Here is a 19249-nt window from a genome sequence, read left to right on the forward strand (position 1 = left end):
CATGACTCAGAACAGCGAAATCCTGTGTATCGGCTCGGTCCTGTGGGACGTGATCGGGCGGTCTGCCAGCGCCATGCGGCAGGGATCAGACGTGCCGGGGCGGATCACCCGCCTGCCCGGTGGCGTGGCCATGAACATTGCCATGACATTGGTGCGGTTCGGCATGACCCCCACTCTGCTGACCGCCATTGGCCGCGACCCTGAAGGCGATGAACTGGTCAACGCCTGCGCCCGGTTGGGTATGGTGACGGATCACGTCTACCGTTCGCAGGACCTGCCGACCGACCGGTATATGGCGGTCGAAGGGGCCAATGGTCTGATCGCCGCAATTGCTGATGCGCATTCGCTGGAGGCCGCAGGGTCCAAGATCTTGCGCCCATTGATGCACGGGCCTTTGGGGTATGAAAATACGCCGTTCGAAGGCCCCATCGCGCTGGACGGCAACCTGACGCAAAGCCTGCTGGAGGACATCGCGCAAAGTCCCGCCTTTGCAAAAGCGGACCTGCGCGTTGCCCCGGCCTCACCCGGTAAGGCCGAACGTCTTTTGCCGTTCCTGAAAAGCGCGCGCGCGACGCTTTACGTGAACCTAGAAGAGGCCGGCATCCTCTGCCAGCGCGAGTTCACCGATTCCGAATCCGCCGCCAAGGGCCTGTTGGACCGAGGCGCGTTGCGGGTGCTGGTGACGGATGGCGGCAATTCGGCCACGATCGGCAGCGCCAATCAAATCCTGACCCAAACACCCCCGTCCGTTCTGGTCACCCGCGTGACCGGTGCAGGCGACACTTTCATGGCGGCGCATATCGCGTCCGAGGCCGCCGGGGCCGCCCCCGACGCAGCCCTGACCCGCGCCCTGCACGCCGCAGCCACTTACGTTTCCGGAGAAACACCACTGTGATCGACATTCAATACTCAGCCGAGGTCCGCGCCGCCAAGGATGCAGGCCACCCCATCGTGGCGCTGGAAAGCACCATCATCACCCACGGCATGCCTTACTCGCAGAACATCGAGGTCGCGGCACAGGTCGAACAGGACATCCGCGACGCCGGTGCAGTTCCAGCGACCATTGCGGTGATCGATGGTGTTCTGAACGTGGGGCTTGAGGCTGATCAGCTGCAGGCTCTGGGTCAGGCGCAAGGCGTCGCCAAAATCTCACGCGCTGATATGGCGGCCTGCATCTCGACCGGGGGCACCGGGGCCACCACTGTCGCCGCCACCATGATCGCGGCGCATTATGCTGGAATTCAGGTCTTTGCCACTGGCGGCATTGGCGGCGTGCATCAGGGGGCCGAGACGTCCTTTGACATTTCCGCCGACCTGCACGAACTGGCGCAAACCCCCGTGACGGTGGTTGCAGCTGGTGCCAAAGCCATCCTCGATCTGGCCAAAACACTTGAGGTGCTAGAGACTTTGGGCGTGCCTGTCATCGCCCACGGTCAGGATGAATTCCCGGCCTTCTGGTCGGCCAAATCCCCCTATGCCGCCCCGTTGCGCATGGACAGTGCCGAGGCCATCGCCAAGGCCCACGCCACCCGCCGCGCCCTTGGCCTGCCCGGTGGACAACTGATCGCCAACCCGATCCCCGAGGATGACCAGATTGCGGCCGAGGAACTGGCCCCTATCATCGCATCGGCCCAGGCAGACGCGGACACCCACCGCATCACGGGCAAAGGCGTCACCCCGTATCTGTTGCAACGGATCTACGAACAGACCGAGGGCCGTTCGCTGACCGCAAACATCGCTCTGGTCCGCAATAACGCAAAATTGGCCGCCCGGATCGCCCGCGCCCTGTCGCAATGACATAAACCTATTGTACCAAGGCACGGGACTGCTTAACTAAATCCGCAAACTGCTCAGGACCGCAATGAACACGCCTTTTGACGAAGAACCTCACCGCCGACCGGGCCTGTTTTCCCGGCTGCGTGCGTCTTTTCTGACGGGCATCGTTGTCATTGCGCCTGTGTGGTTGACCGTCTGGCTGATCTGGTCCGTGGTCGGCTGGATCGACAGCGCGGTTCTGCCGCTGGTGCCGCAGCAATTCCAACCCGAGCAATATGTCGGCATCAACCTGCGCGGCGTAGGGGTGGTGATCTTCCTGATCTTCACCATTCTGGTCGGCTGGATCGCAAAGGGCATCCTCGGTCGCTCTTTGATCCATTTCGCCGAAAGCGTTGTGGATCGGATGCCGGTGGTGCGATCCGTCTATTCCGGTATCAAGCAAATCTCGGAAACGGTGTTTGCACAGACCGAGCGATCCTTTGAAAAAGCCTGCCTGATCCAATACCCGCGCCGGGGCATCTGGGCGATCGGCTTCGTCTCTACCACCGCGCGGGGCGAAGTCAGCGAACGCGCCGAAACCGGCGGCGCCCTGCTGAGCATCTTCGTCCCCACCACGCCAAACCCGACTTCGGGCTTTTTGCTGTTCTTCCCCGAAGAGGACGTGATCCTTCTGGATATGTCCATTGAAGAGGCCGCAAAACTGGTGATTTCGGCGGGCCTTGTCTATCCCAACGAAAAAGACCCGACCCAGCCGCCCGAGTGATCAGCCGAACATCTCGGGCAGATCAACCGTGCTGCGCTGCCCCAGATCGTCTTTGTGATCGGCCAGAAATCGATGCGCCGCCGCGCGACCGGCCTCTTTCAGCTTGTGCAGGATCACCGGGTTGGGCACCGTTTTGGTCGCAACGGACAGATCGTTCATCAAGGCGTCATCCGCAATCATATGCACCAGAACGCGGCTCATCTCCCCGGCCTTCAGCTTACCTTCGGCCAGCAGGCGCTGCACAAAACTGATCGCGCGCAGCTCGCGAAACAGGGATGAGTTAAAGCTGATTTCATTGACCCGGTTCTGAATCTGCTGCGGCGTTTTTGGCACCTCATCCCGTTCCAGCGGGTTGATATTTACGATTACCACGTCATCCGGCAAGTCACTGTCGAACAATGGATAAAGCGCCGGGTTGCCCGTATAGCCGCCATCCCAATACGCCTCGGTCCGGCCCGATTTGGGGTCATAGATTTCAACGGCCTGAAACAGCGTAGGCAAGCAGGCCGACGCCAGGATCGCGTCGGTCGATATCTCATCCCCGGTGAACACCCGTATCTTGCCACTGCGCACGCATGTGGCGCAGACATGCAAACGGGGGCCTTCATCGGCGCAAATCTCGGCGAAATTGAACCGATCGACCACGGTCTCCAGCGGGTTGCGGTAAAACGGGCCGTACGCATATGGCGACACCAACCGCGACCACGTATCCCCGACCGAGAACGGCAGGGAATACTCCATCGCTTGTGCAATCTGCGAGGGTTCGATGGCCTGCATCCAATTGGCAAGCCGCATGTCACCTACGGCCCCCATCCTCTCCCACAGACCGTTCAGATTGGCGCGCGCTCCGTCACGCCCATCGCGCACCATACCGGATTTGAACGCCGCCCCGTTCAGCGCCCCGGCCGAGGTGCCGGTGATGGCTGCAACCTCAAGATCGTCCTCATCCAGCAGCCGATCCAACACGCCCCAGGTAAACGCCCCATGCGCGCCACCACCCTGCAAAGCCAGATTTATTTTTTTCACCACGCCCACCCCATTTTCTGTTCAAAATACTTCGGGGGCGTGAGGGCAAAGCCCCCACACAACATCACAACGCCGTCCAGCCACCATCCACGGAAATCGTCGTGCCCGTGATCTGCGCCGCCGCGTCCGAGCATAGAAAGACCGTCGTCCCGCCCAATTGTTCCACCGTTGCGAACTCTTTCGACGGTTGCCGCTCAAGCATAACGTTCTTGATCACGTCCTCGCGGCTCATGCCGTATTCCTTCATCGTGTCGGGAATCTGCGCCTCGACCAGTGGGGTCAGCACATAGCCCGGACAGATGGCGTTGCAGGTGATCGGTTCCTGCGCGGTTTCCAGCGCCACGGTCTTGGTCATCCCCACCACACCATGTTTGGCCGCGACATAGGCCGCCTTGTAAGGCGACGCCGTCAGCCCGTGGGCCGAGGCGATGTTCACCACCCGCCCCCACCCGGCCTTGCGCATCATCGGCAAAGCCGCAGCCATGGTGTGAAAGGCCGAATTCATGTTGATCGCGATGATCGCGTCCCATTTGTCGATCGGGAACTGATCGATCGGTGACACGTGCTGAATGCCCGCATTGTTCACCAGAATATCGCAGGCCCCCGCCTGCTCGATCAGCGCCCGGCATTCATCGCCTTTGGACATGTCCGCCTTGATATAGCGCGCGTTGGTGCCGGTCTCTTTCGCGATCTGGGCCGCCAGCGCATGATCTTCGTCCCGGTCGGTGAATGAGTTCAAAACCACATCCGCCCCGGCCTTGGCCAATTCGCGTGCAACGCCCAGACCTATCCCTGAATTCGATCCCGTGATGATTGCCGTTTTTCCAGACAGGCTCATGCCAGTTCTCCCTCAGATTTCGCTTTGGCAGCACAGTGCCATGCTGCACCTGCAAAGTGAACGGGGAAACAACCGGTGACATTTCCCTGCGGAAAAATTGCCAAAAAAAACGCCCGCACGAAGCGGGCGTTAAGTTATTGAGGCAGGTTTCATACAGGCAAGAAACCTATCGAGCAGTGCAACCTTTATAAGCAATTCCTTGCATTCATCCAAGCTAAAAGTTTGAAAATAAGAAAAATCATCGGTACGATGAATCCCAACAAAATAAGGCCAGAGCAGGATTGTTTCCAAAATGCGCCCCGATTTTCTACGCCCCGTTCGCCCTGTGATCGCGGGAATCACCTGCCTTTTCTCTGCTGCTATCGCTAACGCAGAATCGGCCCACGGCATAGCTATGTATGGCGACCCGGCCCTACCACCGGATTTTGTGTCTCTGCCCTATGCCAATCCGGATGCACCCAAGGGCGGACGGGTCGTTTTCGGAAACACCGGCGGCTTTAACAGTTTGAACCCGTTTGTGCAAAAAGGCGCATCCCCCTGGCAATTGCCATTTTGGACCCACGAAAGCCTGATGGGCCGGTCCTGGGACGAACCTTTCACGCTTTACGGGTTGTTGGCCGAATCAGTTGAGACGGCGCCGGACCGATCCTGGGTGGAATTCACCCTGCGCGACGGCGCGCGGTTTTCCGATGGCAGCCCGGTCACCGTAGACGATGTGATCTGGTCGTATGAGACGTTGGGCACCGAAGGTCATCTGCGCTATCGCGGGCTTTGGGACAAGGTGGACAGCATTGAACAGACCGGGCCGCGCACCGTCCGTATCTCGTTCAACGAACCGGATCGGGAACTGGCGCTGCTGGCCGGTATGCGCCCGATCCTGCAAAAGGCCCAGTGGGAGGGGAAAGACTTTGCCAATGCAGGTCTGCACGATGTTCCCATCGGAACCGGCCCCTATGTCGTCGACAGCTATGAGGCCGGGCGCTATGTGAACCTGCGCCGCAACCCTGACTATTGGGGCGCGGATGTCCCGTTTCGCCGGGGCACCATGAACCTTGATGAGATGCGGATCGAATTCTACGGCGACGGCACCGTTCTGTTTGAGGCGTTCAAGGCAGGTGAGCTGAGCGCCGTGCGCGAGTTCAACGCCGACAAATGGGACAACCAATACAATTTCCCCGCCATTCAGCGCGGCGATGTGGTCAAAACCGAAATCCCGCATGGAAAGCCTTCGGGCATGACCGGATTTGTGATGAACACCCGCGCCGCACCTCTGGATGACTGGCGCGTGCGCGAGGCGTTGCTGCTGGCGTTCAATTTCGAGTTCATCAACGACACGATCACTGGCAATGCCCAACCCCGGATCACCTCGTATTTCTCGGGCTCGGAATTGAGCATGCAGCCCGGACCCGCATCGGGACGCGTCGCTGAACTGCTAGAACCCTATGCGGGTGATCTGCCCCCCGGCGCTCTTGAGGGGTATACCCTGCCCGTCAGTGACGGCTCAGCCCGCAACCGGTCGAATATCCGAAAAGCAATTGATCTGCTGGATCAGGCCGGCTGGACCATTCAGGACGGGGTGTTGCGGAACCAGCAGGGGCAGGATTTCACCCTCAGCATCCTGCTGCAACAGGGTGACACCGAAAGCCAGACAGCGATGGAAATCTATGCGCGCGCGCTGGAACGGCTGGGGATCAGTTTCACCATCGAGCAGGTGGACAGCGCCCAACTGGTCGGACGCACCGCCGAGTTGGATTTCGACATGACCTTTTTCCGGCGCGCCCTGTCGCTGTCGCCCGGCAATGAACAGCGCCTCTACTGGGGCAGCCAGAACGCGGATACCCAAGGCACCCGCAACCTGATGGGGGTGACCTCACCCGCGGTCGATGGCCTGATCGATGCGATGCTGGCCTCGGAAAACCACGAGGAATTCGTGGCAGCCACCCGCGCGCTGGATCGCGTTCTGACCGCCGGACGATATGTCATTCCGATCTGGAATTTCGATGTCGGTCGCATCGCACATGTCAAAGAGCTTAGGCATCCCGACACTTTGCCAATCTACGGAGACGGGCCGGAATACATGCCGCAAATATGGTGGCACCAAGAGTAACCGCGCAGGGCACCGTGCCCGCGTCAGGGGCGTCTGTGCCCGCGCCCATTTCACCGAAGGTTGCGCACTATCCGGTTCGTTATCTCAGCGGGGCGGCGCATCCTTGGGTGTCGGCGGATTTCGGCACATTCAGGAAACAATACCACCAATTTGGGCGGCTTTGGACAAAACCACAACATTATGTGCCCTAACCAATTTCCAGCAGAAGCCCAATAAACCCATACTAGGGGCTTTACGGATCATACCCAAACAAGCTAGCTTACCGGTATTTTAGAACGTTGGGTGTTCGGATTAGTTCTGAAAATTTCGCTAGATAGCCGGACAGCCACACTTGCATTGATGGGTTTTGCGGACCGGCCTCCACTCACTCACAACCTAGGTCCGTAGGCCCGTTGCGCGTTGTGCGTGGCGGGCCATTTACCCACCGAACTCAGCCACGCACACCTGCGACATTTTGTCATGCTCGGGGACTCTGCCCCGCTCCGTACCCTGATACGTGGGCCGAGCAGCCGTGCAACGCAAATGACGGAAGCTGACATATGTTGAACTGGACTGACCTGACGCAAGACTGGGACTCGATGTACTCGCGTGCAAAGCGGCGCTTTCCGAACCTGCGCGACCAGGACAAACCGCGCTTGGGCAAAGATCGCAAACGGTTCGAGGCCTATCTGGCCGAACGCCACCACCTGACCGTGAACGAGGCCCATGAAGAGCTTGAGGATTTCCTGTTTACCGAAGGTCTGAACCGAGAATTCGACCGCACGTTAAGCAAGTGACGTGACCCACAGGATCGTCGCGTCCTCGTCACTGGTCGAAATCACGTTGTGGCCCATGCTGGCATCGTAATAGGCGCTGTCGCCGCGGCGCATTTCGACGGGCTCGTAAAACTCGGTGTACAGCTGCACGACCCCTGTCAGCACATACAGGAACTCTTCTCCGTCATGGCGGACCCAGCCGTCGAACTCATCCATTGACCGCGCGCGCACGCGGGCGCGATAGGGCAACATCTGCTTTTTTGTCAGGTTCTCGGCCAAAAGCTCATGCTCATAGGTGGCCGTCGGGTGCCCGGCCCCTTCGCCCATACGGGTCACGGCCATGCGTCCGATCACCTGATCGCGCTGCGGCGGCGTGAACAGCTGAGGCACCGAAATCTCCAACCCGATCGCCAGCTTTTTCAGCGCGTCATAGGTGGGCGACATCTGACCGTTCTCGATCTTGCTGAGGGTCGAGCGCGCAAGCCCCGCCTGACTGGCCGCCTGTTCCAGCGTCCAGTTCCGCGCCTTGCGCAGCTCGCGCACGCGAGCCCCCAGATCCAGAGGCTCCAGCTCGGTCGGGTCGCCGGAATCCCGGGCGATGCGGATCAATGAGGGCTGTTCATTCTTGCTCATGCGAAACTCTATAGGCGCAGCTTGCCCGGCTTGCAACGCGCGAGGCACCGCGCTAGCCAGTTGCCATGCTGTCTGTTTTTGATCAGGGGCCGCCCCCGGCCTGCCCCGCCCCTTTCAATCTGGCCGCCCATGTGCTGCGCCGCGCGGATGAGGTGGCCGATAAGGTTGCCTTGTCGGTGTTGCGCGCCGACGGGGCTGATGACTGGACCTATCGCGCGCTGAAAGCGGCGATACTTGGCACGGCTACCGGATTGCTGCGCGCCGGTTTGACCCCCGGGGACATAGCGCTGATGCGTCTGGGCAATACGGTCGATTTCCCCATCGCCTATCTCGGCGCAATTGCCGTGGGCATCGTGCCGGTTCCGACCTCGTCACAACTGACCGAACCAGAAACCGCAGGGATCATCGCAGACCTGCAACCTGTCGCGATCCTGCGTGACCCCACGGTCGCCTGCGCGGCGCATCCCAATCAGATCACCCTCAGCGACCTGACCGCCATGCGCGATCTGCCCCCCGCCGCGTTCGAGATGGGCGATCCGAACCGGCTGGCCTATGTGGTCTATACATCTGGCACATCGGGCAAACCGCGCGCCGTAGCCCACGCGCACCGGGCGATCTGGGCGCGGCAGATGATGGTGGATGGCTGGTACGGGCTGCGCGCCGACGACCGGCTGTGCCATGCGGGGGCCTTTAACTGGACCTATACGCTGGGCACAGGGTTGATGGACCCCTGGACCATCGGCGCCACTGCACTGATCCCTGAGCCCGGCACAGACCCCGACGCGCTGCCCGACCTGTTGCATGAGCATAAAGCCACGATCTTTGCCGCCGCGCCGGGCGTGTTTCGCAAACTGCTGAAATCCCCGGACGCGCTGAACCTACCTGCGCTGCGCCACGGCCTGTGTGCAGGGGAAAAGCTTTCACGTCCGCTGCACACCCAATGGGTCGCGGCGACCGGGTGTGAATTGTATGAGGCGTTCGGGATGTCCGAATGTTCGACCTTTATCTCGTCCAGCCCCGATCATCCGGCACGGGGCGAGTCGCTGGGGCAGCCGCAGCCCGGCCGCCGCGTCGCAATCCTGGGCCCGGACGGCCCGGTTCCCCAAGGGCAGGAAGGCACTATTGCCATTCACCGCACCGATCCCGGCCTCATGCTGACCTACCTGAACGCCCCGGATGAGGCCAAGGCTCGCATGCAGGGCGACTGGTTCCTGACCGGCGATCAGGGCGCCATGGCCGTCGATGGACAGATCACCTATCTGGGACGCGGCGACGACATGATGAACGCGGGCGGCTATCGCGTGTCCCCGGTCGAGGTTGAGGCCGCCCTGTCCAAATACCCCGGCATCACCCAGGTGGGCGCCGCAGCGGTTGAGGTCAAACAAGACACATTCGTGATAGCCGCCTTCTATACCGGACCGGAAAAACTGGACGAGGCCGCCTTGCGCACCTATGTCGAGGAAAATCTGGCGCGCTACAAACAACCGCGCGCTTTTGTCCATCTGCCTGAACTGCCAAGCGGCGGGAATGGCAAACTCCTGCGCCGGGCGTTGCCGGCCTATTTCAAGGCGAACACACCATGACCCAGACCGTCAAGCTTGACATCATGTCCGATCCGATCTGCCCGTGGTGCTATATCGGCAAAACCCATCTGGACAAGGCGCTGGCCGCCATTCCCGACCATCCTTTTGTCATAGAATGGCACCCGTTTCAGCTGAACCCCGACATGCCGGATGCAGGCATGGACCGCCGCGAGTATCTTGAACGGAAATTCGGCGGCAAAGACGGAGCCGTGCGCGCCTATGCTCCGGTGGTTGAACATGCCGAAAACGCCGGGCTTAGCATTGATTTCGAGGGTATGAAACGCACCCCCAACACGCTGGACGCCCATCGCCTGATCCACTGGGCTGGGATTGAGGGCAAACAGGACGCGGTGGTGGATGCCCTGTTCGATGCCTATTTCGTGCAAGCCCGCGACATTGGCGATCATGAGGTTTTGGGCGACATTGCCGACAGCGTCGGTATGGACGCCGCCGTGGTGCAAAAACTGCTGAAATCCGACGCCGACCGCGAGGACATCCGCGGCCGCGACACCCATTCCCGTCAGATGGGTGTCAATTCGGTGCCCACCTTCATCGTGGCAAACCAACATGCGGTCCCCGGCGCGCAACCCCCTGAAATGTGGGAGAAAGTGATCGGCGAGATCATGTCTCAAATTGAGGCTAATCCTGCAAATTAGCACAGACCCATGTGCAAATTGATCTCTGGCGCCGCCTGACCTCCCGTGATAGCGCGATCAGGTCAGGAGGGCGCAATGACCAATCGCATGTCAAAGGGTGAATTTATCGCACTGGTCGCAATGATGTTTGCGACGATTGCGTTTTCCATCGACGCGATGCTGCCCGCCCTGCCCGAAATTGGCGCACAGCTCAGCCCCGATGACCTCAACCGGGCGCAGTTGATCCTGACATCCTTCGTGCTGGGCATGGGGATCGGTACCTTCTTTGTCGGTCCCTTGTCGGACACGTTTGGGCGCAAACCGGTGATCTATGTGGGGTCAGCCGTTTACGTTACAGCCGCTGCAGTGGCATGGGCCAGTTCTTCGTTGGAGGTGCTGCTATTCGCGCGGATCGCCCAGGGGATCGGCTGTGCCGCGCCCCGCGTGGTCGCCATGGCGATCATTCGCGATTTGTATTCGGGCCGGGAAATGGCGCGCATCGTCTCAATCGCGATGATGATCTTTACGCTGGTGCCCGCCGTGGCCCCCATGCTGGGTGCAGGCCTGATCGCCCTTGTGGGCTGGCGCGGCATCTTTGTCTCGTTCATGCTGTTTTCACTGATTACAGTTGCCTGGATGCATCTGCGCCTGCCGGAATCGCTGAAGCCTGAAAACCGCCGTCCCCTGCGCCTGCCCCTTATGGCCTCTGCCGCGCGCGAGATGTTCTCGCATCCCACAGTACGCCTGTCGATTTTCGTTCAGACGCTGTGTCTGGGCATGCTGTTTACCACGCTGACCATGGTGCAGCCGGTCTATGACGTCATTCACGACAGCGCCGACAGTTTTCCCTTCTGGTTCGGCCTCGTGGCCTTGATTGCAGGATCGGCCAGCCTGCTGAACGCAGCCCTTGTGGTCCGCATCGGTATGCGCCGCCTGGTGACATGGGCGCTTGGCGCGCAGATCGCGGTCACTCTGGGCGTGGCAACGCTGAACGCCATACCTCTGTCGCCCAACCTGTCTTTTGGCCTGTTCGTCTTTTGGCAAACCTCGATCTTCTTCATGGCTGGCATGACCATGGGCAACCTGAACGCCATCGCGATGGAGCCAATGGGTCATATCGCCGGCATGGCCGCGTCGGTCATCGGAGCGTTTTCGACCGTTCTGGCAGCGGCGATTGCGGCCCCGATCGGGCTGCTGTTCGATGGCTCTCTGATCCCGCTGATCGCGGGCATTCTGACCATGAGCGTCGTGGGTTTCGGGCTGATGCTGCATATGGGCCGGATCGAAAACAGGCTGCCCGCCTGACCTGTGCAGACCACGCGAATCCCGCTAACCTGACCGCAAAAGCGGGAGGGTTCAGATGAGCGAGTATTACGATCTGGGGACATATTCCTGTCCCGTCAGCACCTCTGTACCCAAAGCGCAACTTTGGTTTGATCGGGGCCTTATCTGGACCTACGGCTATAACCATGATGAGGCCGTCGTCTGTTTCCAAAAGGCCGCTGAACATGATCCGACCTGCGCCATAGCCTATTGGGGCATCGCCTATGCGGCGGGGCCCAACTATAATCTGCCATGGGATTTGCGCGACGCGCGTGGTCAGCAAAAGGCGCTGGCCCAAGCCTATGACGCCACCCAACAGGCGCTTGCGCTGGTCGATACTGCGAACCCGGTCGAACAAGCCCTGATCCGCGCCCTGCCCGCCCGCTATCCACAACGTGACCCGATCCCGGACATGCACAGCTGGGATCACGACTTTGCCGACGCTATGCGCACCGCCTTTGCCACGCAGCCCGATCATCTGGACCTGCGCACCATCTATGTCGAGGCACTGCTGAACCTGACCCCCTGGCAGATGTGGGACCTGAAAACCGGTCAGCCCGCGAAGGGTGCCGCCACGCTTGAGGCGCAAAAAGCGCTCGAGGACGCAATGGCCAGCGACCCCGCCGCCATGTCTCATCCCGGTTTGCTGCACCTCTATGTGCATCTGATGGAAATGTCGCCAACGCCGGAAAAAGCACTCAAGGCCGGGGATGTGCTGCGCACGCTGGTGCCGGATGCAGGCCATCTGGTGCACATGCCCACCCATATCGACGTGCTGTGCGGGCATTACCACAATGTCGTGCATTGGAACGAAAAGGCCATCGAGGCTGACCTGAAATACTACGAACGCGAAGGGGCGTTCAACATCTACACCGGCTACCGTCAGCACGATTACCACTTCGTCATCTATGGCGCGCTGTTTCTGGGCCAGATCGAACCCGCCCTTCGCGCCAATCAGGGGCTATGGGACACCACGCCCGAGGATATGCTGCGCATCGAAAGCCCGCCCATGGCGGATTACTTTGAATCCTACATGTCGATGGGCCCTCATATCCTGATCCGCTTTGGCCGCTGGGAAGAGGCCAAAGCGCTCGACCTGCCGTCCGACCCCGTGCTCTACCGCACATTGACGGCCACAACCCACTATGCCCGCGCCATCGCCCACGCGGCCACCGGACAGGTTGCTGAGGCCGAGGCCGGAGAACAGCTGTTCCTGTCCGCCAAAGCCTGCGTGCCTGAGACCCGCTTGCTCCACAACAACCGCGTGGTTGATCTGTTGGAAATCGCGCGGGAAATGCTGCGGGGCGAGATCGAATACCGCAAAGGCAATTATGAGATCGCCTTCGCCCATCTGCGCCGCTCGGTCGAACTGGACGACACCCTGCCTTATGATGAGCCCTGGGGCTGGATGCAGCCCACCCGCCACGCGCTGGGGGCGCTGCTGTTTGAACAGGGGCACCTGTCCGAGGCCGAAGCGGTTTACCGCGAGGATTTAGGGCTGAGCGGCACACTTAGCCGCGCCTCAATCCACCCGGACAATGTCTGGAGTCTCAAGGGTCTGCACGACTGCCTGAAAGCACGCGGCGAAGGGGTTGAGATCATACAGATCAAACAGCGCCTCGATCTGGCCCTTGCCCGCGCGGATCGCGCCGTGTCCGCCTCGTGCTTTTGCGCTCAGGCCGCGATGCGCGCCTAAATCGCGCTAACGCGCGATGCCTCCGGCGGGGATATTTAAAGCCAGATGAAGCTGGGATCCGCTTCTTCATCTGTCCACAAATATCCCGGGGGAGTCGCGCGGCACGCGCGGCGGGGGCAGAGCCCCCTCCTACTTCCTCATCCTGCCTTGGCTTTTTTGGTCTGGGCGATGACCTTCTCAGCCAGATCGCGGGCAATCGCAAAGGCGCCCTTGATCTTGTCGCTGTCTTTCTTCCAGTCACGGCGCACAACGATCTTGTTGTCCTTGACCTTGGCCAATCCGCGCTGGTTCTGAATGAACTCAACCAACCCCTGAGGTGACGCGAACTTGTCATTGTGGAACTGGATCGTCGCGCCCTTTGGCCCTCCGTCCAGCTTGGCAATGCCTGCGCGTTTGCACATGGCCTTGATCCGCACGACGAGCATCAGGGTGTTGACCTCTTTTGGCAGAGAGCCAAAGCGGTCGATCAGTTCGGCGGCAAAGCCTTCCAATTCGACTTTGGTCGACAGTGACGACAGGCGGCGGTAAAGGCCCAGACGTACATCCAGATCGGGCACGTAATCCTCGGGGATCAGAACCGGCACACCCAGATTGATCTGCGGGGCCCATTGGTCATCGGCATCCGACAGTCCCTCCATCTCACCCGCTTTGATCTTGGCAATCGCCTCTTCCAGCATCGATTGGTAGAGCTCATAGCCAACGTCGCGCATTTGGCCCGACTGTTCCTCGCCCAGCAGATTGCCCGCGCCGCGAATGTCCAGATCTTGCGAAGCCAAAGTGAACCCGGCCCCCAACGTGTCCAGCGAGCCCAGAACGCGCAGGCGTTTTTCGGCCGTGGCGGTCAGCTTCTTGCGCGGCTTGGTGGTCAGGTATGCGTAAGCGCGGGTCTTTGACCGCCCCACCCGGCCGCGAATTTGGTAAAGCTGCGCAAGACCGAACATATCCGCCCGATGCACCACCATCGTGTTTGCGGTCGGAATGTCCAGACCACTTTCCACAATCGTCGTCGCCAACAGCACGTCATACTTGCCGTCGTAAAACGCGTTCATGCGGTCGTCGAGTTCACCTGCCGCCATTTGCCCATGCGCCACCATATAGGTCAGTTCCGGCAGTTGCTCTTTCAGGAATTCCTCGACCTCGGGCAGGTCCGAGATGCGCGGGACCACGTAGAAACTCTGCCCCCCGCGATAGTGTTCGCGCAGCAGCGCCTCGCGGATCGTCACGGCGTCGAATTCGCTGACATAGGTGCGGATCGCCAGACGGTCGATGGGCGGCGTGCCAATGATCGACAGGTCGCGCACCCCGGTCAGCGACAATTGCAGCGTGCGCGGGATCGGTGTGGCGGTCAGGGTCAGAACATGAATGTCGCTGCGCAGTTGCTTCAGCCGTTCCTTGTGACCCACGCCGAAATGCTGTTCCTCGTCGATGATCAGAAGTCCCAGATTGTTGAACCGTATCCCTTTGGCCAGCAGCGCATGGGTGCCGATCACGATGTCCACCGTGCCGCGCGCCAGCCCGTCACGGGTTTGCTGCGCCTCTTTGGCCGAGACAAAGCGCGATAATTGCCGCACCTCCAGCGGGAAGCCCCGGAACCGGTCCTTGAAACTGGCAGCATGTTGACGGGCCAGCAACGTTGTGGGTGCAATCACCGCCACCTGCACGCCGGACATCGCCGCGACAAAGGCCGCGCGCATGGCGACTTCGGTCTTGCCAAAGCCCACATCGCCACAGATCAGGCGATCCATCGGCGCGCCGGAATGCATGTCCTCCATGACCTCGGAAATCGCCCGCAACTGATCGTCGGTTTCCTGATAGGGGAAGCGCGCGCTGAACTCCTCCCACGCGTGGGGCGGTGGGTCCATGACCGGAGCTTTCCGCAGCGCGCGTTCAGCGGCGATACGGATCAGCTTGTCCGCCATTTCGCGGATGCGCTCTTTCAGCTTGGCCTTCTTGGCCTGCCATGCGCCGCCACCCAGACGGTCCAGCAGACCTTCGTCGTGGCCATACTTGGACAGCAGTTCGATGTTTTCGACCGGCAGGTAAAGCTTGGATTGTTCCGCATATTCCAGCAGCAGGCATTCATGGGCTGCACCGGCGGCAGTGACGACCTCCATCCCCATGTAGCGCCCGATACCGTGATCCACATGCACCACAAGATCACCGGGGGACAGCGACTGGGTTTCGGTCAGGAAGTTCTCGGCCTTGCGGCGCTTCTTGGGCTGGCGGATCAGGCGGTCGCCCAGCACGTCCTGTTCGGCGATGACCGTTAGATCGGGGGTTTCGAACCCGTGCTCCAGCGCCCAGACGGCCAGATGCAGACCCCGTTTACCGACACGGGTGCCGTCAGTGACGGGGATCGCTTCGGCCAGACCTTCGTCTTCGATCAACCCGGTCAGACGTTCGCGTGCGCCTTCGGAATACGACGCGATCAGCACCGGGCCTTTCGCCATCTTGTCGGTGATATGCGCGGCCAGAGCACCAAACAGGCTGATGCTTTCCTGTTGCCGCTCCGGCGCAAAGTTGCGCCCGATCCGACCGCCCGCGTCGATCACACCGGGTCCGCTGGCCTGTGGCAGAGGGCTGAATTGCAGCACCCTGCGGGCGCCAACTGCCGCCTCCCACGCGGCATCGTCCAGATACAGCAATTCGGGCGGCGTTGGTTTATAGACCGTATCCATGCGGGATCGGTTTTCCAGCGCCAGACGCCGGGTTTCGTATTGGTCGGCAATCGTGTCCCACCGTGCCAGCCGCGCAGGTGTGACCTGATCGTCCACGGTGATCGTTGCGTCCGGCAAATAGTCGAACAGTGTTTCCAGCTTTTCGTGGAAAAACGGCAGCCAGTGTTCGATCCCCTGATGTTTGCGGCCCGCACTGACCGCCTCGTACAAGGGATCATCGGTGCCCGCCGCGCCAAACTCGATGCGATAGTTCTGGCGGAACCGGGTGATGGCGGCATCGTCCAGAATGACCTCGGACACCGGGGCCAGTTCGACGATGTCCAGCTTTTCCGTCGTGCGCTGCGACACCGGATCAAACCGGCGCGCGCCGTCCAGAACATCTCCGAACAGGTCCAGCCGCACGGGGCCGGATTCGCCCGGCGGGAAGATGTCGATGATGCCACCGCGAATGGCATAGTCGCCCGGCTCCATCACGGTGGGGCTTTGGGTGAACCCCATACGTACCAGGAAATTGCGCAGCGCGGTCTCATCCACACGATGATCGACGCGGGCGGTAAAGGCGGCCTCGCGCAGGACATCGCGCGCGGGCACCCGCTGCGTTGCGGCGTTCAGCGATGTCAGCAGCACAAACCGGTCCGGCATCTGATGCACCAGCGCCGCCAAAGTCGCCACCCGCGCAGCCGCAATATCGGCATTGGGCGACACGCGGTCATAGGGCAGACAATCCCAGCCGGGGAAAACGAACACCGGCATATCGGGGGCAAAAAAGGCCAGCGCGGCGCGCATCGCCTCCAGCCGCTTGTCATCGCGCGCGACATGGCACACGGGCCCGCCCGAACGTGCGACCTCGTTCAGAACAAGCTGTGCGTCAAACCCCTCGGGGGCGCCGCCAACAGTAACGTGGTTCGGAGCCTTCATGTCCCAGCCTTTCCGAATGTCCTACCCCAGAACCCCAATCGAGAAATTCTGGTACATGCCCCAAAGCGACGTGATCAAAATCGCGATCATACCGATAATCTGCGTGTAAATCCGGCAACGGGTCAGCACCTTGCCCGCAAATTCCAATGTGCCATCGCTGCGCCGTAACTTATGTGCGGCCCTTATATTGACGAATGTCACGAAACTCATGGGGAAAAGCAGCAAAAACACCGCCTGTGCAAATTCGACCCCGTAGTAAAACCCAAGCGTCGCCAGACCGGTAAAGGCAAAACAGCACAGCGCCAGCAGGATTAGCCCGGACTTTTCCACGATAAACAGGATACGATTGCCGTTGATGCGCACGATATCCAGCAAATCCTGTTCCGTCTGCCCTCCGATCCGGCGGGCGCGTACCAGCAGGTCATAGGGCACGCCCATGGCCCAGTGACTGACCGAAGACCACAGCACCGCCAGCACGATCCAGTACCACAGATTCGAAAAGCTGCGCATATCGATGATTTCGAAAAGCGAAGAGTATAAGTCCAAGCGTTAGCCCTTTGTTCCCTGTCCCGATGGGCCTTTTCGCAAAGGCACGTTCATCCTAACCCTTGAGACCACCCGGAATTCATGCCACCCAATGCGGGAATATTCAAGGAGAGCGCGACATGAAACCCACCATCGCCCCCTATCCCCTGACCCGCTTTCGCAGGGCCCGCAAATCGCAGGCCATTCGCGGCCTTGTGCGGGAAAACACTCTGACCACGGATGATCTGATCTGGCCGGTGTTTGTGCGCGACGGCGAAGGCATAGAAGAGCCCGTGCCCTCGATGCCCGGTGTCATGCGCCGGTCGGTCGATCTGATCGCAAAGGCCGCGGTTGAGGCGCAATCGTTGGGCATTCCGGCGATTTGCATCTTTCCCTATACCGATGACAGCCTGAAGACCGAGGACTGCGCCGAGGCGTGGAACCCTGACAATCTGTCCAACCGCGCCATCCGCGCGATCAAGGCAGCAGCGCCGGATATCGCTGTGATGACCGATGTCGCTCTGGACCCTTACAACATCAATGGCCATGACGGCTATGTGGTCGATGGCGAAATTGTGAATGACCAGACGATCGACGCGCTGGTCAAAATGACCCTCGCACAGGCCGAGGCCGGGGCCGATATAATCGGGCCGTCGGACATGATGGATGGCCGGATCGGGCAAATGCGCCGGGCGCTTGAGGCGGGCGGGCATCACAACGTGATGATCCTTAGCTATGCCGCGAAATATGCCAGCGCCTTTTATGGCCCGTTTCGCGATGCCGTCGGCGCGTCCGGAGCACTGACCGGTGACAAAAAGACCTATCAGATGGATCCGGGCAATTCGGACGAGGCGCTGCGGTTGATCGAACGGGACCTGACCGAGGGCGCCGACATGGTGATGATCAAACCCGGCATGCCTTACCTAGACATTTGCCGCCGCGTGAAAGACGCGTTTGGCGCGCCGACCTATGCCTATCAGGTGTCGGGCGAATACGCGATGATTCAGGCCGCAGCCCAGAATGGCTGGATCGACGGGGAAAAGGTGATGCTGGAAAGCCTGTTGGCGTTCAAACGCGCGGGCTGCGATGGCATCCTGACCTATTTCGCCCCTCAGGTCGCGCGCATCCTTCAGGGCTAATGCCAGCAATTGTCGCGAGTTTTCGCCGATTGTGATCTGCGGTCGCGCAGCTTTCCCGTGACACACAGCCGCAATCGGCGTATTCTTGCACACAAGATCGGGATCACCCGACAAATCAGGCAGTTATACAGAGACAAAAAAACATGAGCAGTTCCAACGCACCCCGACTAAGCCGTCGTGGCTTTGCCTTTGGCATGGCCGGTCTGACAGTGACCGCAGCTTGCGGCAATGGTGTCGGCAATTCCAATGCCGCCACGATCGACGCCCGCGTCGACGCCACGCTAACAGAAATGTACGCGCGCTATCCCAACACGGTTGAGATCGCAAACAAAGCCAATGGCATGTTGGTCATGCCCCTGATCACCGACGCCGGTTTGATCTTTTTCGGAGGCGCCTACGGACAGGGCGCATTGCGCATTCAGGGCGCAACGGTTGACTATTATTCCGCAATTTCCGGCACTGCCGGGTTGCAAATCGGGGCACAGCAATATGCCCATGTTCTGTTCTTCATGACCCAGGATGCGTTGAACGATTTCCGCCGCTCCAGCGGATGGACCGCCGGGGCCGATATTGGTTACGTGGTCGACGCAACAGGTGAATCCTTGTCGACCGACACGACAACCTTGCGCTCTCCGGTCCTGGCGGCGGTCTTTGGTCAGGCCGGTCTGAAATTCGGCGCGACCGTCGATGGTACCAAGTACACGCGGATCATCCCCTGATCCAACCCCGCATTCAGGTTACTGATACGCCCCGCCACCGGCACCAGCCATGGCGGGGTATTTCGTTTATGGCTCTGGAAACGTGAATATTCTGGGGCTGTTCCTCTTTCGGTCAGACCGGCCATCCACTAGTCT

The 19249-nt window shown here is 60.4% G+C and carries 16 protein-coding genes; 11 read left to right on the forward strand and 5 right to left on the reverse strand.

Annotated elements, in window-relative coordinates; genetic code table 11:
- Nucleotide 1: 1 nt before the first annotated feature.
- From ACR0J5_RS06515 to ACR0J5_RS06525, 3 genes are all read left to right on the forward strand, one after another.
- Nucleotides 2-895, forward strand: a complete 894-nt coding sequence (locus tag ACR0J5_RS06515) for a PfkB family carbohydrate kinase (RefSeq protein ID WP_480651582.1) — start codon at nucleotides 2-4, stop codon at nucleotides 893-895.
- Nucleotides 892-1797 (forward strand): pseudouridine-5'-phosphate glycosidase, encoded by a 906-nt coding sequence (locus tag ACR0J5_RS06520; protein WP_480651584.1) that lies wholly within the window; start codon nucleotides 892-894, stop codon nucleotides 1795-1797. Before ACR0J5_RS06515 ends, ACR0J5_RS06520 begins: the two co-directional genes overlap by 4 nt.
- A 64-nt stretch (nucleotides 1798-1861) precedes the next feature.
- The gene (locus ACR0J5_RS06525) at nucleotides 1862-2539 is read left to right on the forward strand and encodes a DUF502 domain-containing protein (protein ID WP_480651586.1); all 678 of its coding nucleotides are present in this window, start codon (nucleotides 1862-1864) and stop codon (nucleotides 2537-2539) included.
- On the opposite strand, the gene ACR0J5_RS06530 is transcribed toward ACR0J5_RS06525, so the two are convergent.
- Nucleotides 2540-3568: a patatin-like phospholipase family protein gene (locus ACR0J5_RS06530; RefSeq protein WP_480651588.1), complete on the reverse strand. Its 1029-nt coding sequence runs from the start codon at nucleotides 3566-3568 to the stop codon at nucleotides 2540-2542.
- Nucleotides 3569-3629: 61 nt separating this feature from the next.
- Complete coding sequence (locus tag ACR0J5_RS06535; RefSeq protein ID WP_480651590.1) at nucleotides 3630-4403, reverse strand: 3-hydroxybutyrate dehydrogenase; 774 nt, start codon at nucleotides 4401-4403, stop codon at nucleotides 3630-3632.
- Between the two features lie 292 nt (nucleotides 4404-4695).
- Here ACR0J5_RS06535 and ACR0J5_RS06540 point away from each other — a divergent pair, with 292 nt between their 5' ends.
- Together ACR0J5_RS06540 and ACR0J5_RS06545 are read left to right on the forward strand one after the other, a co-directional pair.
- Nucleotides 4696-6510, forward strand: coding sequence for an extracellular solute-binding protein (locus tag ACR0J5_RS06540; protein WP_480651592.1), 1815 nt, complete (start codon nucleotides 4696-4698; stop codon nucleotides 6508-6510).
- Between the two features lie 539 nt (nucleotides 6511-7049).
- Nucleotides 7050-7286, forward strand: coding sequence for a hypothetical protein (locus tag ACR0J5_RS06545; protein ID WP_480651594.1), 237 nt, complete (start codon nucleotides 7050-7052; stop codon nucleotides 7284-7286).
- Here the strand turns inward: ACR0J5_RS06545 and ACR0J5_RS06550 are convergent.
- Nucleotides 7275-7898 carry a helix-turn-helix domain-containing protein gene (locus tag ACR0J5_RS06550; RefSeq protein ID WP_480651596.1) on the reverse strand — a complete coding sequence of 208 codons (624 nt, stop codon included), beginning with the start codon at nucleotides 7896-7898 and terminating at the stop codon, nucleotides 7275-7277. The genes ACR0J5_RS06545 and ACR0J5_RS06550 overlap by 12 nt on opposite strands.
- 65 nt (nucleotides 7899-7963) lie before the next feature.
- On the opposite strand from ACR0J5_RS06550, the gene ACR0J5_RS06555 reads away from it, so the two are divergent.
- The 4 genes from ACR0J5_RS06555 to ACR0J5_RS06570 all read left to right on the forward strand — a co-directional run bounded on the left by ACR0J5_RS06555 (nucleotide 7964) and on the right by ACR0J5_RS06570 (nucleotide 13135).
- Entirely contained in the window at nucleotides 7964-9481 is a 1518-nt protein-coding gene (locus ACR0J5_RS06555; RefSeq protein WP_480651597.1) for a class I adenylate-forming enzyme family protein, read from the forward strand.
- On the forward strand, nucleotides 9478-10137 hold the full coding sequence (locus ACR0J5_RS06560; protein ID WP_480651599.1) for a DsbA family oxidoreductase: 660 nt from the start codon (nucleotides 9478-9480) through the stop codon (nucleotides 10135-10137). The genes ACR0J5_RS06555 and ACR0J5_RS06560 overlap by 4 nt, the downstream gene beginning before the upstream one ends.
- A gap of 75 nt (nucleotides 10138-10212) precedes the next feature.
- Complete coding sequence (locus tag ACR0J5_RS06565; protein ID WP_480651601.1) at nucleotides 10213-11421, forward strand: multidrug effflux MFS transporter; 1209 nt, start codon at nucleotides 10213-10215, stop codon at nucleotides 11419-11421.
- A gap of 55 nt (nucleotides 11422-11476) precedes the next feature.
- Nucleotides 11477-13135 (forward strand): hypothetical protein, encoded by a 1659-nt coding sequence (locus tag ACR0J5_RS06570; RefSeq protein WP_480651603.1) that lies wholly within the window; start codon nucleotides 11477-11479, stop codon nucleotides 13133-13135.
- Between the two features lie 137 nt (nucleotides 13136-13272).
- Here ACR0J5_RS06570 and mfd read toward each other — a convergent pair whose 3' ends face one another.
- Both mfd and ACR0J5_RS06580 read right to left on the reverse strand, forming a co-directional pair.
- On the reverse strand, nucleotides 13273-16731 hold the full coding sequence (mfd, locus tag ACR0J5_RS06575; protein WP_480651605.1) for a transcription-repair coupling factor: 3459 nt from the start codon (nucleotides 16729-16731) through the stop codon (nucleotides 13273-13275).
- 21 nt (nucleotides 16732-16752) lie between these two features.
- Nucleotides 16753-17277 (reverse strand): component of SufBCD complex, encoded by a 525-nt coding sequence (locus ACR0J5_RS06580; RefSeq protein WP_480651606.1) that lies wholly within the window; start codon nucleotides 17275-17277, stop codon nucleotides 16753-16755.
- Between the two features lie 119 nt (nucleotides 17278-17396).
- Here ACR0J5_RS06580 and hemB point away from each other — a divergent pair, with 119 nt between their 5' ends.
- Both hemB and ACR0J5_RS06590 read left to right on the forward strand, forming a co-directional pair.
- Nucleotides 17397-18395, forward strand: coding sequence for a porphobilinogen synthase (hemB, locus tag ACR0J5_RS06585; RefSeq protein ID WP_480651607.1), 999 nt, complete (start codon nucleotides 17397-17399; stop codon nucleotides 18393-18395).
- 143 nt (nucleotides 18396-18538) lie between these two features.
- A complete protein-coding gene (locus tag ACR0J5_RS06590) occupies nucleotides 18539-19114 on the forward strand; it encodes a lipid-binding SYLF domain-containing protein (RefSeq protein ID WP_480651609.1) in 576 nt (191 codons plus the stop codon).
- The last annotated feature ends 135 nt before the right edge of the window (nucleotides 19115-19249 follow it).

The sequence above is a fragment of the Ruegeria sp. BE1 genome, assembly GCF_056538885.1.

Bases quoted from the DNA above. Each gene is read 5' to 3' on its own strand.
- ACR0J5_RS06515 (WP_480651582.1), top strand. From the start codon at position 2: ATGACTCAGAACAGCGAAATCCTGTGTATCGGCTCGGTCCTGTGGGAC.
- ACR0J5_RS06525 (WP_480651586.1), top strand. From the start codon at position 1,862: ATGAACACGCCTTTTGACGAAGAACCTCACCGCCGACCGGGCCTGTTT.
- ACR0J5_RS06535 (WP_480651590.1), bottom strand. From the start codon at position 4,403: ATGAGCCTGTCTGGAAAAACGGCAATCATCACGGGATCGAATTCAGGG.
- ACR0J5_RS06540 (WP_480651592.1), top strand. From the start codon at position 4,696: ATGCGCCCCGATTTTCTACGCCCCGTTCGCCCTGTGATCGCGGGAATC.
- ACR0J5_RS06545 (WP_480651594.1), top strand. From the start codon at position 7,050: ATGTTGAACTGGACTGACCTGACGCAAGACTGGGACTCGATGTACTCG.
- ACR0J5_RS06550 (WP_480651596.1), bottom strand. From the start codon at position 7,898: ATGAGCAAGAATGAACAGCCCTCATTGATCCGCATCGCCCGGGATTCC.
- ACR0J5_RS06555 (WP_480651597.1), top strand. From the start codon at position 7,964: ATGCTGTCTGTTTTTGATCAGGGGCCGCCCCCGGCCTGCCCCGCCCCT.
- ACR0J5_RS06560 (WP_480651599.1), top strand. From the start codon at position 9,478: ATGACCCAGACCGTCAAGCTTGACATCATGTCCGATCCGATCTGCCCG.
- ACR0J5_RS06565 (WP_480651601.1), top strand. From the start codon at position 10,213: ATGACCAATCGCATGTCAAAGGGTGAATTTATCGCACTGGTCGCAATG.
- ACR0J5_RS06570 (WP_480651603.1), top strand. From the start codon at position 11,477: ATGAGCGAGTATTACGATCTGGGGACATATTCCTGTCCCGTCAGCACC.
- mfd (WP_480651605.1), bottom strand. From the start codon at position 16,731: ATGAAGGCTCCGAACCACGTTACTGTTGGCGGCGCCCCCGAGGGGTTT.
- hemB (WP_480651607.1), top strand. From the start codon at position 17,397: ATGAAACCCACCATCGCCCCCTATCCCCTGACCCGCTTTCGCAGGGCC.
- ACR0J5_RS06590 (WP_480651609.1), top strand. From the start codon at position 18,539: ATGAGCAGTTCCAACGCACCCCGACTAAGCCGTCGTGGCTTTGCCTTT.